The organism is Fictibacillus sp. BK138, from assembly GCF_004216955.1.
Lineage (GTDB): Bacteria > Bacillota > Bacilli > Bacillales > Fictibacillaceae > Fictibacillus.
Window position 1 is genome coordinate 1,356,854 of the sequence record NZ_SGXL01000001.1, and the last position, 15,747, is coordinate 1,372,600.

The following is a 15,747-nucleotide window of genomic DNA, read 5'->3' on the forward strand; positions in this document are numbered from 1 at the left end:
ATTTTTTTAGATGGTAAAAGCACTGGTTATCGGAGACCCTATAGAACATTCGTTATCACCCGTGATGCATAACGAAGCTTTTCAACAATCAGGAATACAAGGTTCCTATGAAAAAAAGAGGGTGACTTTAAGTGACCTACCCTCTTTTTTACAATATTTAAAAGAGAGTGATTACGCGGGCTTCAATGTTACCATTCCGCATAAAGTCGCAGTTATTCCTTTTTTAGATGAGATCGACCCAGAAGCTGAAAAAATAGGAGCGGTAAATACCGTTGTAAATAAAAATGGAAAACTAATTGGATATAACACTGACGGAACAGGCTTTTTATTGGGGCTCAAAGAAAAAATCAGCCGTCCTATAAGTCAGATGAATATTCTAATAATCGGAGCAGGTGGAGCAGCGAGGTCGATTGCTTATGCCCTGCTAAAAGAAAATCCTGAAAAGCTGTCTATTGCAAATCGTTCAGCAGAAAGGTTAGACCTTTTAGTAAAAGATTTAAACAATCCTTGTATAGAATCATTATCCTTAAAGAAAGCGGAGAGTGAGGTTTCCCGCTTTGATGTTTTGATTAATACTACGAATGCAGGCATGTACCCAAACATCGATACAGAGCCTATACAATTAGCACAATTAAAAAATAATGCGGTTGTATCTGATATTGTCTATAATCCGCTTCAGACGAAGTGGCTGCAAACGGCAGAAAATAAAGGTGCCATAATAGATAACGGTGTTTCAATGCTTGTCATGCAAGGCGCTATGGCATTTGAAAAATGGACAGGTACTTTTCCGGATACGCATAAAATGAAAAAAGCAGTCATTGAACAACTCAGGAGGTAATTATGTTAACAGGAAAACAAAAGAGATTTTTACGATCAAAAGCACATCATATTCAGCCTATCTTTCAAGTAGGAAAAGGCGGAGTGAACTCGAACTTAGTTAAGCAAGTTGAGGAAGCGCTCGAAGCTCGAGAATTAATTAAAGTAAGTGTCCTTCAAAACTGTGAAGATGATAAAGAAACGGTCGCAGAAGAACTTTCAACTGGATCAAAAGCTGAACTGGTACAGGTTATTGGAAGCACGATCGTGCTTTATAAAGAATCCGTTAATCAGAAACGTATTGAACTCCCTTAAGGAGTGAGTAACTTGTATAAACATATCGGGCTTTTTGGAGGAACGTTTAATCCGCCACACATCGGTCATTTAATTATTGCCCAGGAAGCATTAAAACAGCTGAAATTAGATGAAGTGTGGTGGATGCCAGCTTCAAATCCTCCACATAAGAAGAAAGTTGAAGATGTTTTAGATGAACATCGTATCGAGATGGTTAAGAAAACGATTGGAAACAATAATCAATTCTCCCTTTCTTTACTTGAGTTTGAGAGAAGCGGTCCATCATATACTATTGATACAATCCGACTGTTGATAGAGAAATTTCCAAGTGCGGATTTTACATTTATTATGGGCGGGGATATGGTTCACTCTCTAAGCAGCTGGCATCAAATCGACCAGCTGAAGGACCTTGTCCGATTTGCAGGAGTCGGCCGTGAAGGTTTTCCGGTTGATGAACATTGGGAAAGGTTTAACGTAAAACTTGTAGAAATACCTAATATCGGGATCTCTTCTACATTTATTCGTTTAAGAGCAAAAGAAAATAGCAATATTCGTTATTTTGTTTCAGATGACGTCTGGAAATACATTAAGGAGCACCAGCTTTATGGATAGAAATTTGGCGCTGGAAACAGTAAAGAAACACTTGACTGAACATCGGTATGTACACACGTTAGGTGTGTTAGAAACGAGTTTGAAACTAGCTCAGCTGTATGGCGCAGATTTTAAAAAAACCGAAACCGCAGCGATCTTTCATGATTATGCAAAATTTCGTTCTAAAGATGAGATGCGAGAGATCGTAAAAAAAGAAAATCTTCCGCAAGATCTTTTGCTTTATGGAAGTGAAGTACTACATGCTCCAGTAGGTGCTTTCTTAGTAAAAAAGGAAATCGGAATATACGATGAAGAAGTTTTAAGTGCCATTTATTATCATACAACGGGTAAAGGTAATATGAACACCTTAGAAAAAGTTATTTTTTTGGCCGATTACATTGAACCTAACAGACAATTTCCAGGTGTGGAAGAAGTAAGAGAAGAAGCTGGAAAAAATCTAGATTCAGCCTGTTTAATGGCGGTAAAAAACACCATAAATTTTTTGATGAGGCAAAACCAAAAAATCTATCCGTTAACCCTTGAAACTTATAATGGGCTAATGGACGAAACTCAAGTTAAAAAATAGGAGGAGTGCATTTGATGAATGTTAAAGATCTTATGGAATTAGTTGTTAAAACAGCAGATGATAAAAGAGCGGAAAACATTGCTGTTTTAGACATGGAAGGAATTTCTTTAGTTGCGGATTATTTCGTAATCTGCCATGGTAATTCGGAAAAACAAGTACAGGCAATATCAAAAGAACTAAAAGATGTAGCTCTAGAAAACAATATTCAACTGCGAAGGATGGAAGGGTATGACCATGCACGCTGGGTATTGATTGATCTTGGAAATGTAGTCGTACATGTTTTTCACCGCGATGACCGCAGCTATTATAATCTAGAGAAATTATGGGGAGATGCAAATTCTGTGGATGTTGATGCTATTCTTGCACCCCAAGAAAACATGTAATGAGTTATCAGCAGTTCGCTTATCTTTATGATGAATTAATGGCAGATGCACCATATTCAAAATGGCTGTCATTTATTAAAAGTGCTGTATTTGCTTATCACCCGAATACCATCCGGTTATTAGATGTAGGCTGCGGAACCGGTTCAATGCCAATATTGCTTGCCAAAGAAGGATTTGAAGTGACTGGTGTTGATCTCTCTTCTGATATGCTTATGGTCGCAAAAGAAAAAGCGGATAAAGGTAATGTTGCACTTTCACTTTTTCAGCAGGACATGAGGGAACTAGAAGGATTGGGAGCATATGATTGCGTGACAATTTTATGCGATTCCCTTAACTATATTTTAACGGAAGAAGACGTAAAACGAACCTTTCTTTCAGCATGGAATCATTTAGAACCAAATGGTCTATTTATTTTTGATGTTCATTCCTTACATAAGATCAATGATATATTTATTGGCAGTACTTTCGGCAGTAATGATGAAGCACTCTCATACATCTGGCAATGTTATCAAGGTGAATACGAGAACAGTGTCGAGCACGATCTATCTTTTTTTATATTAACTAATAATGATAATTATGAACGATACGATGAATTACACATTCAAAGAACGTTTTCAGCAGAAGACTATTCTAAATGGCTTAATGAATGTCAATTTGAAGTTTTAAGTATAACAGCAGATTTTGAAAATCATAAACCATTAGAACAAAGTGAGAGAATATTGTTTATTGCTAAGAAATCTTAAAGACAGCTATATGCTGTCTTTTTCCATATGAGAAAATATTCATTGTACGGTACAATAATATACAACTAAAAGCACTTAGGTTTTCAAGGAACGAGGTACAAGATCATGTTGAATAATGACCCATTATTAAAACATAATATTTTAGAGACGATTATTGACAGTGCTTACGAATGGATTGTTGTTGTAGATCATGAAGGTATCGTTCAATACATGAACAAGACCTATTGTGAGTTTTTAGGTGAAAATCCGGAAGAAGTTATCGGTAAGCATGTAACAAATGTGATCGAGAATACAAGGATGCATAAAGCGGTGCTTCAAGGGAAAGTTGAAATTGCTGATTTGCAGTTCATCAGGGGTAATTACATGATTGCCAACCGAGTTCCTATATTTCATGAAGGAAAAGTAATCGGTGCAGTAGGTACTGTCATCTTCAGAGATACAGAACAATGGAAGAAAATGAATTCCCATATAAAAGCCCTTTTGCATGAACTTGATTTTTACAAAAAAGAATGGCATGAAATAAATGGAGCAACTTATACCCTCAATGATTTTATAGGGATTTCTAATGAGGTTGACAGTATTAAAGAGCGTGTAAAAACGATAGCAAGTGGTGATCTGTCAGTCTTAATCCGCGGTGAAAGCGGCACAGGAAAAGAATTGTTGGCCCATAGCATCCATCAGTTGAGTGAAAGAAGCGCTAAGCCATTTATAAAAATAAATTGCGGGGCGGTACCAGAACACTTATTTGAATCTGAGCTTTTCGGTTATTCTGAAGGTGCATTTACCGGGGCAAAAAGAGGCGGGAAACCAGGAAAGTTTCAGATGGCTGACGGAGGCACATTATTTTTAGATGAAATCGGGGATCTTCCTCAAAATATGCAAATTAAACTTCTTCGTGTACTACAAGAAAAAGAGGTAGAGCCTGTTGGTTCATTAAACTCCCAAAAAGTAAATGTCAGGGTAATCGCTGCAACTAACCGGCCCCTAGAGCAGCTTATAGATAATAACAAATTTCGAGAAGATCTGTTTTACCGGATCAATGTTTTACAAATTCAAATTCCGCCGCTTCGTGAGAGAAAAGAAGATATATGGCCCTTAGCCGAAAGTTTCATTCAGTCAATCTGCAAGGAAACGGGGAAAAGGATTATAAAAATTGATGATGATGTTAAAGAAGCTTTTCTTCAATACACTTGGCCAGGAAATACGAGAGAGCTGAAAAATTTTGTTGAGGCTGCCATTCAGCTTACACAAAGTGACCAAATTTCTCTTAACGCTTTTCCAGACTTTCTTCGAGATAAATTAGGAGTTCAGGGAACTAAAAAATCATTAAAAGATTATGTTCATGAAACAGAGAAAAAAGTAATTTCATCTTATTTAAAAAAGATGGACGGGGACATTAAGGCAGTAGCTAATGCTCTTGGTATCGGAAAAACAAATTTGTACGATAAAATAAAAAAATATAAAATATGATTCGAAATTTCTTTATTCCGAAAATCCGGAAAACCATTCCGTTTTTTCGGAATTGTTCATTTTGTTAACTTTTGACTCCTTGTATGGAAAAAAAGTTAAAAAAAATAGTAAAGAATCATATTCCTATTTATTTTTTCCGATTTCCCGGAAAAAATAGGAGGCGAATCCCTTCAAACTGCCGGTTTATAATTGGCACAGAACTTGCAATAGAACTAATGGGAGTATATAAGTAGAAAGGAGATTACTTGTTTAAAATGTAAGCGCTTTTAAAATTTAAGAACTTTTATTTTAGAAATGGGGGAAGAAAATTGGACATTATTATAATTTTATTATCATTATTTTTCTTGATGTTTGTAGCTTATCGTGGTTTTAGTGTCATCTTATTCGCTCCGATTGCTGCCTTGTTTGCTGTTTTACTTACAGAGCCGGCCCATGTACTGCCGTTTTTCTCGGGTGTATTTATGGAGAAAATGGTCGGTTTTATTAAGTTATACTTTCCGGTCTTCTTGCTGGGAGCAATATTTGGTAAAGTTGTTGAGATGTCTGGGTTTGCCAAATCAATTACTCAGTTTGTAATCAAACTAATCGGACCATCTCGTGCCATGCTGGCAATTGTACTTGTCGGAGCTATTCTTACTTACGGCGGTGTATCACTTTTCGTTGTGGCATTTGCACTTTATCCATTTGCAGCCGAACTATTTAAGCTTGCAGATATACCAAAGAGGCTTATTCCTGGAACAATCGCCCTTGGTGCCTTTACATTTACGATGGATGCTTTTCCTGGAAGCCCGCAGATTCAAAATATTATTCCGACATCATTCTTTGGAACAACGACGTGGGCTGCACCTTGGTTAGGTTTTATCGGCGGTTTGTTCGTTTTTGCCCTTGGGATGATTTACTTAGAATGGAGAAGAAGGCAAGCAGCAGCTAAAGGTGAAGGTTATGGTACTGGCCATAGCAATGAACCTGAAAAACTCGAATCTGAGAAGCTTCCAAATGCTTTTATCGCGATCTTACCGCTTATATTAGTAGGTGTTTTTAATAAGTGGTTTACGGTTCTTATTCCCAAATATTATGGCAAGACATTTGATTTCTCAGCAATTGGGATGAAAAATGTTCCGGAGATCCAAATTCCAGCACTTGCAGCGGTATGGGCTGTTGAAGGAGCTCTAGTCATTGGGATTATTACTGTATTGCTATTCTCTTTTAAAAGAATCAAAAGCAACATTAATAAAGGAATCAATTTATCCATAGGCGGTGCATTGCTCGCTACTCTTAACACAGCATCGGAATATGGATTTGGTGGTGTAATTGCAGCACTTCCAGGTTTTGCGGGTGTAAATAATGCGATGTCAAATACGATCAAAGATCCATTAGTTAACGAAGCTGTTACAACCACTACGTTAGCAGGTATTACAGGTTCAGCTTCAGGCGGTATGAGTATTGCGCTTGCCACGATGAGTGAAACCTATATCGAACAAGCAAATAAACTTGGAATTGATACAGAAGTTCTTCACCGTGTTGCTTCCATGGCGAGTGGGGGCATGGACACATTGCCTCACAATGGAGCAGTAATTACACTTTTAGCGGTAACTGGTTTAACTCATAAGCAGGCTTATATCGACATCTTTGCAATGACTCTTATTAAAACAGCAGCTGTATTTGTTATCATCGGACTGTACTATATGTTCGGGATTGTATAAGTCATTTTAGTTAAGGGGCGGATATCTGTGGAATCGTTCGTACAGGATAAAGTTGTTTTTATTACTGGTGCAGCAAGCGGAATCGGACTTGAGTTAGCTAAATCATTTGCAATGAACGGAGCAAAGGTAGTAATTAGTGATCTGAATGCTGAAAAAGCAATGGCTTCTGCAGATGAACTGAAAAATAAGGGGTTTGATTCTTTAGGCTTGGGCTGCAATGTAACAGAAGAAGATAATTTGAAGGGTGCACTCGATGAAGCTCTTCAGCACTATAAACGGATTGATGTATTGATCAATAATGCTGGACTGCAATATGTATCACCGCTAGAGGAGTTTCCTACTGAAAAATTTCAGCAGCTGTTAAGTGTGATGCTTACAGCTCCTTTTATGGCAACGAAGCATGTATTTCCAATCATGAAAAAACAAGGGTTCGGGCGTATTATTAATATGGCATCGATAAATGGACTCGTTGGCTTCGCAGGCAAAGCCGCATACAATAGTGCTAAACACGGTGTGATCGGTTTAACGAAAGTAGCTGCTTTAGAAGGGGCTGAATACGGCATAACGGTAAATGCTGTTTGTCCTGGATATGTAGATACTCCACTTGTAAGAGGCCAGCTTGAAGATCTTGCAAAAACACGTAAAGTAGAACTTGAAAAAGTTTTAGAAGAAGTTATCTATCCTTTAGTTCCTCAGAAACGCTTATTAGATGTTCAGGAAATTGCTGATTATACGCTTTTTCTCTCAAGTGAAAAAGCGAAAGGCGTTACTGGGCAAGCGGTTGTAATTGATGGAGGCTATGTAGCTCAATAAAAAATACTTTTTCATTGACAAATACTATATTTGGTGTCAAAGTTAATATCACAAACCTATATATGGAGATTTCAGGTGCCGGATTTTTCCGGCTTAAAAGGGAATTCGGTGGAAGACCGAAGCTGTCCCCGCAACTGTAATTGTGGACGAAATGGAACTGCCACTGTACAGATTAGCTATGAAAATGGCTGCTGTATGGGAAGGCCCAAAGTAGGATGAAGCATAAGCCAGTAGACCTGCCTGGATCTCTTGTTTTCTTTTCCTCGGGGATTGGGAGAAAGAACGGTATTTGACTCAAGCAATGGTCTTGTAAGTTTTCTATACGTTCTATACCCCTCTTCCTGAAGAAGAGGGGTTTTTATTATTGGCTCTTTTCTAAAAGATTGTTGCTTTTAAGTAATTTTCCTTCACTGAAAAGTTGTTTGGAGCGAAAAGCGGCGAGGGGACTCACTGCAAGCCCGAGCTTCCTGGAACGGAAATCAACTACTTACAAGAGCAACAAAGTTTACGAAAATAGTCTAATTATTATACTAAGGAGTGGATTTAACATGGAAAATACAGCAGCAAAATCTTCTCTCGGGGAATGGCTTCAAGATTGTGTTGCATCATTTCCTGAACTTCAGGGAGGACTCTTTTTAACAAGAGCTGAAGAATTAGAATTGAAAAATAACGATCGTTCTGCGCTATTCAGGCAGTTGATCATGGAGGCTTTAAATTGTTTAAGTATGGAAGAGCCGCAGTGGACTTTTGTAGCCGCACGCCTCTATTTGAAACAGCTATATGAAGAAGTGCAATCAAATAAGGGATTTGGCGAGAAGCCATATTCTAATTTATATGGACTTATTGAGCATTTAGTTAAACTAAAAATATATAATACAGAACTGCTCTCTTCTTATAGTGCTCAAGAAATTAAAGAAGCCGAAAGTTGTATTGTTCCTGAAAAAGACGAACTTTTTACATATATCGGGTTAAAGACACTTGCTGACAGGTATCTCGCTAAAGGATTCAACCATGAGTTATATGAACTGCCGCAAGAACGCTGGATGGTGATAGCTCTATTCTTAATGAAAGATGAAGATCGCAAACATCGGATGGAGCTTGTAAAAGAAGCATATTGGGCACTTTCAAATCAGTACATGACAGTTGCTACTCCAACTCTAGCGAATGCAGGTAAAAGTTATGGTCAGCTTAGTTCTTGTTTCATTGATACAATCGACGATAGTCTTCGAGGTATTTTTGATTCAAATACAGATGCGGCAACTGTATCAAAAGGAGGAGGAGGACTTGGGATTTATCTTGGTAAAATCCGGTCAAGAGGTTCTGATATCAGAGGGTTTAAAGGCAACTCTTCCGGAGTGATTCCATGGATGAAACAACTGAACAATACAGCAGTGTCTGTAGATCAGCTTGGACAAAGGCAAGGGGCAATTGCAGTTTATCTGGACGTGTGGCATAAAGATATTTTAGAGTTTTTAGATGCAAAATTAAACAATGGCGATGAAAGAATGAGAACGCACGATCTTTTTACAGGAGTCTGTATTCCGGATTTATTTATGGAAAAAGTGGAAAAGCGTGCTGACTGGTATTTATTCGACCCGCATGAAGTAAGACGTTTTAAAGGCTATTCACTTGAAGATTCTTATGATGAGCAAAAAGGAAATGGCAGTTTTAGAGAAAGATATACGGAGTGCATAAACGATGAAAGAATATCAAAAAAGTGTGTTCCCGCAATAGAAGTAATGAAAAGAATAATGAAGTCTCAGCTTGAAACAGGCACACCATTTATGTTCTATCGGGATACTGTTAACAGACTTAATCCCAATCCGCATAAAGGCATGGTTTATGCATCTAATCTATGTACGGAAATTATGCAGAACATGTCAGCAACTATAGTCCACTCAGAAGAAACGAAAGATGGAGAGATCCTCATTCGAAAAACTCCGGGAGACTATGTTGTCTGTAATCTATCATCTCTTTCTCTAGCAAAAGTAGTTGGAGATAATGTTTTGAAAAGAGTGGTAGATATACAAGTCAGAATGCTTGATAACGTTATTGACCTTAATTCTATAGATGTTCCACAGGCAGTTCTTACAAATAAAAAATATAGAGCTATAGGAGTTGGAACGTTTGGCTGGCATCATCTTCTCGCAAAAGAGGGGATCAAATGGGAAAGTGAAGAAGCCGTCTCCTTTGCAGACAAACTCTATGAAAAGATTAATTATTACGTTATTAGTGCGAGCAGCGATCTGGCAAAAGAAAAAGGTAAATATCCTGCTTTTGCAGGCTCGGATTGGCATTCTGGAGATTATTTTGCAAAAAGAAATTACGAAGCTGAAGAATGGTGTGATTTAAGAGAAAAAGTAAGAAGCCAAGGGGTACGGAATGGCTACCTTATTGCGGTTGCACCTAATTCATCAACCTCAATCATCGCTAATTCAACGCCAAGTGTAGATCCGATCTTTAAAAAGTTTTATTCGGAAGAAAAGAAAAATTATAAAATACCTGTAACTGCTCCAGACTTGAACGTAGAGACTGCATGGTTTTATAAATCAGCTTTTCATATTGATCAAAGATGGAGTATTGTACAGAATGCAGCTAGACAGAGACATGTGGATCAGTCTATATCATTTAACCTTTATGTAACTCACAACATAAAAGCGAAAGAACTGCTGGACCTTCATCTGCTTAGTTTTGAAAAAGGACTTAAAACAACGTATTACACAAGATCGACGTCAATCGAACTTGAAGGGTGTGAAAGCTGTGAAAGTTAAAGCGAACATAGAATTACAAGAAAGAAAAATATATGATACAAGTGCGCCAAATGCTTCTACAAGTGTTATTAATGGACTTAGCTCCAACATCTTGAATTGGGATGACGTCCGTTTTCCGTGGGCGTATCCTTTATATAAAAACATGCTGTCAAATTTTTGGACGCCATTCGAGATCAATATGTCCAGTGATAGTAAGCAATATGTTAATCTTTCTGAGAAAGAGAAGGATACATTCAATAAAATAATCGGGCTTCTTGCTTTTTTGGACAGTGTACAAACTGACTATTCAAGCAGAGTTTCAGCATATTTAACAGACTCGAGCCTTTCAGCGCTTATGGCAACCCTCTCCTTTCAAGAGGTTGTACATAATCAATCGTATTCTTACGTTTTATCATCACTTGTACCCAAGTGGAAACAGGATGAAATCTTTGAATATTGGAAAACAGATGAAGTATTACGTGAAAGAAATGATTTTATTGCAATGGGCTATGAAGAATTTATAAAGAACCCTAACCCAGAAACTTTCATCAGGTCTATTATTTATGATGTGATCTTAGAAGGATTAAATTTTTATTCAGGGTTCAGTTTCTTTTATAACTTAGCAAGAAATCAAAAGATGGTATCCACTTCAACGATGATCAATTATATAAACAGAGATGAACAACTGCACGTTTACTTGTTTTGTAAAATATTCAAAGCTGTTCTGCAAGATTTTCCAGAACTTAATAATGACGAACTGCATCAATTTGTAAAGAAAACGTTCAAAATGGCCGCAGACCTGGAAATCAAATGGAGTAAATACATTATAGGAGATTCATTTGAAGGGATTAATAACACAGACTTGGAAGACTATATCAAGTTTATGGCAAATAAAAGATTAAACGAATTGGGATTTGAAAAATTATATCCTGAATACAAGAAAAACCCCCTTCCTTGGATAAAAGCATATTCAGATGTTAATTCAGGAAAAAGTGATTTTTTTGAACAGAAATCGAGACAATACACTAAGGTTTCTGACGATAATGGATTTGACGAATTATAAAAAGCCGGATATTCATTCCGGCTTTTTTCTTTAAACTCTTTTATAATGAACTGCAAAAGAAATTACTTTAATTCTTCCTTCACCTCAAATTGCTGATTAACTTTTTCACATTCTTCGTGATATTTTTCATGTGTCCGCTGTATGACTTTATCAAAGACTTCATCCATTTCACTGCTTAAGATCTTAATTCCTTCTCCAGTAATACCACCTTTAACACAAACTTTTTGTATAAGCGCAGGCAGCGTATAGACTTCTTTTTCAAGTAATTTACCCATCCCGATAATCATGTCACTGGCTAGCTGAGTTGCTTGTGCCTTCGTTATGTCGGTTTGATCAACCGCGCTGTTAACAAAACATTGCAGCACGTAGCCGATAAAGGCAGGACCGCAGCTTGCAATATCAGAAGAGACCCTTGTGATGTTCTCATCGATCAATAAAGGGGTTGAAATGAAAGACATTAGAGCAATCAACTTTTCTTTGTAGTCAGGGTGGCAGCGGCTTCCAAACGAAATAAGTGAAGATCCAGATAATGCTCGATTATTAATGCTGGGAATGGCTCTCGCTATATTGCAGTCAAGAAGGTCTTCAAGCTGTTCACATGAAATAGGACTTGTAATAGATACGAGCAGCTGATGTTTAGAAATATAGTTTTTATTAGTTGAAAGCAAAGAATAAAATTCATGAGGCTTAACACAAATAAATACGATATCAGCGAACCGAAATACTTCTTCTGGTGTATTCCCTATCTTAATCTTTGGATAGGCGTGCTGCAGCCTTTCCGCTTTGGACAGGGTGCGGTTAGTAACCATTAACCGTGATGGGGAAATGGCTGAAGATTCTATGAAAGAAGCAACGAGGACGCTTCCCATATTCCCGGTTCCGATAATTCCGATCTTCATACCTTAACCTCCTTCCTCTACCTTAAAATCTATGCGCTCAATGTTTTGTTTATGATTTTGTAACATTCCGCATTCATATAAAAAGGGGTGAACAATTGTGATTCAGCTGAAAAAACATATTAACTTGGTGCTCGGTGCGGTTTTTTTACTTTTCATTTTTTTAGGTTTGTTCATTTACAAAAATATTAACAGTCAGCCTGATACTGTGATTTCACCCGGACAAATGCCTGTGATAAAAAATGAAACTGAAACGATTGACTCAAAAACTGAAAAAAATGAGGAGGAATCTGTTCTCTCAAGTCAAATCATGGTCGATGTTCAGGGAAGTGTTCATAGACCTGGAGTGTATGAAATGAATAATGGTAATCGCGTGATTGACGTTATTAGAAAAGCTGGTGGTTTTTTAGAAGAAGCAGAAGCGCGATCAGTAAATCAGGCTGAGAAAATTGTGGATGAAATGATTATATATGTTGCAGCTAAAGGGGAAGAAGTTCATCCTTTATCATCTGATAAGGGAAATGATAAAGATGATTTGATAAATATTAATTCTGCTGATCTATCTGAACTGCAGACCCTTAGTGGTGTCGGTCCCTCTAAAGCTCAAAGTATCATTTCCTACCGTGAGGAATTTGGACCGTTCAAAACCATTGATCAGCTTTTAGAAGTTCGGGGAATTGGTGAGAAAACGATTGAAGAATGGAAAGATAAAATTAAATTCCAATAAGGGTTTTTATTGACCCGCTTTTTTGCTGAGTCTACACTATACATTATAGGATAAGGAGGGATAGGAATTGAAACGTATTTCCTGGAATGAATATTTTATGGCGCAAAGCCAGCTGCTTGCGTTGCGCAGTACGTGTACCCGCTTAGCTGTAGGTGCGACGATTGTAAGAGATAAACGGATTATCGCAGGAGGTTATAACGGTTCAATATCTGGCGGCGTTCATTGTATAGATGAAGGATGTTATGTCATTGATGGCCATTGTGTAAGAACCATTCATGCTGAAATGAATGCTCTTCTCCAATGTGCCAAGTTCGGTGTTCCGACGGATGGCGCTGAAATGTATGTAACACATTTTCCTTGTCTGCATTGCTGCAGATCAATTATTCAAAGCGGCATAAAGAAAATTTATTATGGTGAAGATTACAAAAATCATCCATATAGTATTGAACAATTTAAGGAAGCAGGAGTGACTGTTGAGAAAGTTGAAATGACTATCCCTCCATCAGCTTTTATACCAAGCTGATTAATGAATCATAGGCTAGCTGTTCTTAGTGCGCTCTTTGCTTTGATAGGTGTATGGACTTCAAAAATGATATCGGTAACTGGGATCGTTCTAATTACTTTCCTGGTTATCGTAATCATCTTTCAGTTTAAAAGAAAAACCATTGTTGTTCTCATGATTCTTCCGCTTTTCTTTCTTTATACTCAATGGTATGAACAAAAAAACACCTCCATATTTCCTCCGCATATGACCGATTTTCAAGGTGCAATTGAAACAATCCCAAAGATAAATGGCAAAGTGATCTCTTTTCAATATAAAACCTCACGAGAAATTCTTGTTGTCCGATATAAAATGAACTCAGCCGCTGAAAAACGGTCTTTGAAAAACCTTGAAATCGGCACATATTGCTTTCTTAATGGAACACTTAAAGAACCTGAACCACGATCTCATTATTATGGTATGAACTACCGTGAATTTCTGCATAACAAAAACATTCATTGGATTCTTGAACCTTCTCAAGTTGATACCGGCAGTTGTGTCAAAGACAATAAGAAAAGTTTAATTTCCAGTATAAAAATATGGAGAAGTAAAAGTATAAAACAATTAGAAGCTCATTTTACTAAAAATACTGCAGGATTGATGAATGCTCTTGTTTTTGGATACCGTGAGAAGATTGAAACGGAGACACTGGAATCCTATCAGAAATTAGGATTGACACACCTTTTAGCTGTTTCAGGCTTTAACGTCGGTATCGTTTCTTATTTCTTATATTTATTGTTCGTTAGACTAGGAATGGTAAAAGAACTCGCTTATGTATTAATAGCGATTTTTCTGCCTGTTTACATTATATTAACTGGTGGAGAAAGCTCAATAGTCCGGGCAGGAATTATGGGGATGATTGCGTTATGTTTCATAGTTTTTCAAAAAAAGATTAGTCCGGTAGTACTTTTGTCAATTGTTTGTATCACGATGCTCCTGTGGAACCCTCTGTATGCTTTTGATCTTGGTTTTCAGCTTTCCTTCTTAATGACCTTCGTTCTGATAACGTCAATTTCTTTGTATAAAACCACATCAAACACTCAACTGCTCTTAATCACTTCTTTTATATGTTCTTTATTTTCATTCCCTATCATTTTGTATCATTTTTTTGAATTCTCAATTTGGTCACTTCCGATAAACATCGTGTATATTCCTTTTGTATCACTTGTTTTATTTCCTGTTGCTATTGTTGTAGCAGCTGTCGCTCATTTCATTCCTAGTTTTCTGTATGTACTGAAAATTCCTGTTCAATTTCTTTTTGAAGGGTCTGTTTCCATTTTAGAAATGGTGCAGGGAATCAACGGAACCCTTCTTTTAGGACGTCCGTCTTCATGGCTTTTTTTATTTTATTTTTTAGCCATACTCTACGTATTTTATGAATGGGAAAGAAAAGATCGCTTTCAACTTCGCTTCTGCATACCCTTAATTATTGTCATAATGCTCCAAGCCTGTTTTCCATATTTGAATCCTTCTGCTAAGGTTTCTTTTATAAATGTAGGTCAAGGTGACAGTATTCTAATAGAACTTCCTTTTCGGAAGGCGGTGTATCTAATTGATACTGGAGGAACAATCGCTTTTGACAAAGAAGAATGGGAAGTAGCTGATGAAGAATATGATGTGACAAAAAAAATCGTTCTCCCCTTTTTAAAAGGAAGAGGAATCAGAAGGTTAGATGGTTTAATTTTAAGTCATGCTGATATGGATCATGCTGGCGGAACGGAATTCATATTAAAAAATTTTCCGGTTGGAAACCTATATCTTCCTGAGAATAAAAATCTTGGCGAACTCGAAATAGAAATTATTGAATCGGCGAAACAAAATAGGATTCAGATGAGCTATTTGAGAAAGGGGATGCAGTGGGGTATTGGTAATTCTCAATTTGTAGTTCTTCATCCTAGCGAAAAAAACTCTTCTGCGAATAATAGATCTGTTGTTCTCTGGGTAAAGCTTTACAAGACCTCATTTTTATTAACAGGTGACATAGAAAAGGAAGCAGAACACGAAATCATTAATCATTTTTCGCGGCTAAAGGCAGATGTATTGAAAATTGCACATCATGGAAGCGCTACTTCTACAACAAACCAGTTTTTGGAGCTTACAGAGCCTCGATTTGCAATTATAAGCTCTGGGAAAAATAACATTTATGGACATCCTGCAAAAGAAGTAATGAATAGATTAAAAGAGCAAAAAGTGACTATTTACAGGACAGATGAAAATGGAGATATTATTTTCGAAGCGACCAAAGGAGATTTAAAGATAAAATCAGTTAAATAAAAGGCTATTTTCGTAAATAATGTGGCTATTAGGTGTTGTTGATCCAGGTGCTCGCTTTCCCCGGGGCGTGCGGTGAGCCTCCTCGGCGCTTTGCACC

15 protein-coding genes and 1 riboswitch are annotated in these 15,747 nt (G+C 37.2%); of the genes, 14 read left to right on the top strand and 1 reads right to left on the bottom strand.

Annotated elements, in window-relative coordinates; translation table 11 throughout:
- The first annotated feature begins 10 nt into the window (after window positions 1–10).
- From aroE to EV282_RS06655, 11 genes are all read left to right on the top strand, one after another.
- Entirely contained in the window at window positions 11–838 is an 828-nt protein-coding gene (gene aroE, locus EV282_RS06605) for a shikimate dehydrogenase (RefSeq protein ID WP_130294796.1), read from the top strand.
- Window positions 839–840: 2 nt separating this feature from the next.
- Window positions 841–1,131, top strand: a complete 291-nt coding sequence (yhbY, locus tag EV282_RS06610; protein WP_130294798.1) for a ribosome assembly RNA-binding protein YhbY — start codon at window positions 841–843, stop codon at window positions 1,129–1,131.
- Between the two features lie 12 nt (window positions 1,132–1,143).
- Window positions 1,144–1,722, top strand: a complete 579-nt coding sequence (locus tag EV282_RS06615; protein ID WP_130294800.1) for a nicotinate-nucleotide adenylyltransferase — start codon at window positions 1,144–1,146, stop codon at window positions 1,720–1,722.
- Window positions 1,715–2,287 (top strand): bis(5'-nucleosyl)-tetraphosphatase (symmetrical) YqeK, encoded by a 573-nt coding sequence (yqeK, locus tag EV282_RS06620; protein WP_130294802.1) that lies wholly within the window; start codon window positions 1,715–1,717, stop codon window positions 2,285–2,287. Before EV282_RS06615 ends, yqeK begins: the two co-directional genes overlap by 8 nt.
- A 14-nt stretch (window positions 2,288–2,301) precedes the next feature.
- On the top strand, window positions 2,302–2,670 hold the full coding sequence (rsfS, locus tag EV282_RS06625) for a ribosome silencing factor (RefSeq protein WP_130294804.1): 369 nt from the start codon (window positions 2,302–2,304) through the stop codon (window positions 2,668–2,670).
- A complete protein-coding gene (locus tag EV282_RS06630; protein ID WP_130294806.1) occupies window positions 2,670–3,413 on the top strand; it encodes a class I SAM-dependent DNA methyltransferase in 744 nt (247 codons plus the stop codon). Before rsfS ends, EV282_RS06630 begins: the two co-directional genes overlap by 1 nt.
- Before the next feature lie 105 nt (window positions 3,414–3,518).
- Window positions 3,519–4,883: a sigma-54 interaction domain-containing protein gene (locus EV282_RS06635; protein WP_130294807.1), complete on the top strand. Its 1,365-nt coding sequence runs from the start codon at window positions 3,519–3,521 to the stop codon at window positions 4,881–4,883.
- 308 nt (window positions 4,884–5,191) lie between these two features.
- Window positions 5,192–6,586 carry a GntP family permease gene (locus EV282_RS06640; RefSeq protein ID WP_130294809.1) on the top strand — a complete coding sequence of 465 codons (1,395 nt, stop codon included), beginning with the start codon at window positions 5,192–5,194 and terminating at the stop codon, window positions 6,584–6,586.
- Window positions 6,587–6,613: 27 nt separating this feature from the next.
- Window positions 6,614–7,399: a 3-hydroxybutyrate dehydrogenase gene (locus tag EV282_RS06645; RefSeq protein WP_130294811.1), complete on the top strand. Its 786-nt coding sequence runs from the start codon at window positions 6,614–6,616 to the stop codon at window positions 7,397–7,399.
- Between the two features lie 57 nt (window positions 7,400–7,456).
- A riboswitch (cobalamin riboswitch) is annotated at window positions 7,457–7,657 on the top strand.
- A 290-nt stretch (window positions 7,658–7,947) separates the two neighbouring features.
- Window positions 7,948–10,170, top strand: a complete 2,223-nt coding sequence (locus EV282_RS06650) for a ribonucleoside-diphosphate reductase subunit alpha (protein ID WP_130294813.1) — start codon at window positions 7,948–7,950, stop codon at window positions 10,168–10,170.
- Window positions 10,160–11,212, top strand: a complete 1,053-nt coding sequence (locus EV282_RS06655; RefSeq protein WP_242611840.1) for a ribonucleotide-diphosphate reductase subunit beta — start codon at window positions 10,160–10,162, stop codon at window positions 11,210–11,212. The genes EV282_RS06650 and EV282_RS06655 overlap by 11 nt, the downstream gene beginning before the upstream one ends.
- Before the next feature lie 62 nt (window positions 11,213–11,274).
- Here EV282_RS06655 and comER read toward each other — a convergent pair whose 3' ends face one another.
- The gene (gene comER, locus EV282_RS06660; RefSeq protein ID WP_130294815.1) at window positions 11,275–12,111 is read right to left on the bottom strand and encodes a late competence protein ComER; all 837 of its coding nucleotides are present in this window, start codon (window positions 12,109–12,111) and stop codon (window positions 11,275–11,277) included.
- 97 nt (window positions 12,112–12,208) lie between these two features.
- Between comER and EV282_RS06665 the strand changes: the two genes are divergently transcribed.
- The 3 genes from EV282_RS06665 (at window position 12,209) to EV282_RS06675 (ending at window position 15,650) form a co-directional block, all read left to right on the top strand.
- Window positions 12,209–12,835 carry a helix-hairpin-helix domain-containing protein gene (locus EV282_RS06665; RefSeq protein ID WP_130294817.1) on the top strand — a complete coding sequence of 209 codons (627 nt, stop codon included), beginning with the start codon at window positions 12,209–12,211 and terminating at the stop codon, window positions 12,833–12,835.
- A gap of 67 nt (window positions 12,836–12,902) precedes the next feature.
- Window positions 12,903–13,358: a ComE operon protein 2 gene (locus tag EV282_RS06670; RefSeq protein WP_066291133.1), complete on the top strand. Its 456-nt coding sequence runs from the start codon at window positions 12,903–12,905 to the stop codon at window positions 13,356–13,358.
- Window positions 13,359–13,424: 66 nt separating this feature from the next.
- On the top strand, window positions 13,425–15,650 hold the full coding sequence (locus tag EV282_RS06675; protein WP_165389384.1) for a DNA internalization-related competence protein ComEC/Rec2: 2,226 nt from the start codon (window positions 13,425–13,427) through the stop codon (window positions 15,648–15,650).
- Window positions 15,651–15,747 lie beyond the last annotated feature (97 nt).